The sequence below is a fragment of the Collinsella sp. HCP28S3_E9 genome (assembly GCF_052065455.1).
GTDB lineage: Bacteria > Actinomycetota > Coriobacteriia > Coriobacteriales > Coriobacteriaceae > Collinsella.
The window spans coordinates 1-1,501 of the sequence record NZ_JBQHTZ010000039.1 but is presented as its reverse complement, the minus strand read 5'-3'; the positions used below and the strand labels follow the sequence as shown (position 1 = coordinate 1,501).

Annotated in this window: 1 protein-coding gene; it reads left to right on the top strand. The window is 65.9% G+C overall.

Going from position 1 to position 1,501, the window contains the following annotated elements:
* Nucleotides 1-119 precede the first annotated feature (119 nt).
* Complete coding sequence (locus tag ACTNA2_RS09055; RefSeq protein ID WP_441049386.1) at nt 120-1,400, top strand: IS256 family transposase; 1,281 nt, start codon at nt 120-122, stop codon at nt 1,398-1,400.
* The last annotated feature ends 101 nt before the right edge of the window (nt 1,401-1,501 follow it).

Sequence of the window (1,501 nt, the reverse complement as noted above, 5' to 3'; positions counted from 1 at the left end):
GATCGCGTGCCGAATGTTGGTGTAAGGGGCCGCTTCCCTGGCCGTAGAAAGCAGGAAGCGGTTATCGCCTAGAATCTTAATTGCTGAAGTTAGGATTCGTGGAAAGGCAATAACCGCATATGGATAAGATACACGAGATTGCGGGCGACGGCGCCCTGATGCCGAGATTCGACGACGGCATGGTGAACATGACGGAGCTGATCAGGGTGATGGCCGAGTCGCTCGTCAACGAGATCATGGACGCCCAGGCCGACGAGGCGTGCGAGAGCGGCAACCAGCGCAACGGCTACCGCGAGCGCAGGCTCGTCACCAGCGTGGGCACCATCAACCTCAGAATCCCGAAGCTGCGCGCCGGCAGTTACTTTCCCGAGGACCTCATCGAGCGGTACTCGCGCGTGGACCGCGCGGTCATCGCCGCGGTCTCCGAGATGGTGACAAACGGCGTGTCCACCAGGAAGGTGAAGCGCGTGGCGCAGTCCATGGGCATAGACCGCATGAGCGCCAGCCAGGTGTCGAGGATATGCTCGTCGCTGGACGAGTCGGTCGCCGACCTGCGGGGACGCGACCTGTCAGACGTCAGCTACCCCTACATCTGGCTCGACGCCACCTACATCAAGTGCAGGGACGCCGGCCGCGTGCAGTCCACCGCGCTCGTGACCGCCATCGGCGCCGGCTCGGGCGGCTACAGGCGCCTGCTCGGCCTCGACGCCATCGACACAGAGTCCTACGACGGCTGGAGGGCGTTCCTCCTCTCGCTGCGGGCGCGCGGGGTCGATGGCGTCATCTGCGTCACCAGCGATGCGCACGAGGGCCTCAAGCGCGCGATCCAGGAGGTCTTCCCCGGCGCCGCCTGGCAGAGATGCATCGTGCACCTGATGCGCAACGCCGCCGGCAACGCGCCGACCAGGCAGAAGAGGGGCGCCGTGCTCGGCATCCTGAAGGCCGTGTTCGCCGAGCGCGACCCCGAGCTCGTGCGCGAGCTCTACCAGCTCGCCATCGAGCAGATCGAGGGGTTCTGCCCCAAGGCGGCCGAGGTGCTCGAGGAGGCCGAGGCCGACGCGCTGGCGTACCTCGACTTCCCCTACGAGCACCACGTCAGGCTGCGCACCAACAACGTTCAGGAGCGCGCCAACCGCGAGCTCAAGCGCCGCAGCCGCGTCGTCCAGGTGTTCCCGAGCAGGAAGTCGCTCATCAGGATGATGGGAGCGGTGTTCTCCGAGATGGACGAGGACTGGGCGGGCCGCCGCTGGTTCAACGACGACTCCATCGGCAGGGCCGTGGAGGGCGCCAAGGTGAACGCGCCCGCGCCCGCCTACGAGGGCACCGCCGCCGAGCATGCGGCCAGGATAATTGCGCTCGTGGTGGCCGACAACCCGATTCCCGGCAGGAAGGCGGCGTAGCATGCGCTAGAATGACGGCATTCTAGGTGATTCTCGGCTCCTCGGGCAGCCTGCGGCTACCCTCGAAAACCGAGCTCTACACCAACATTCGGGACACTACC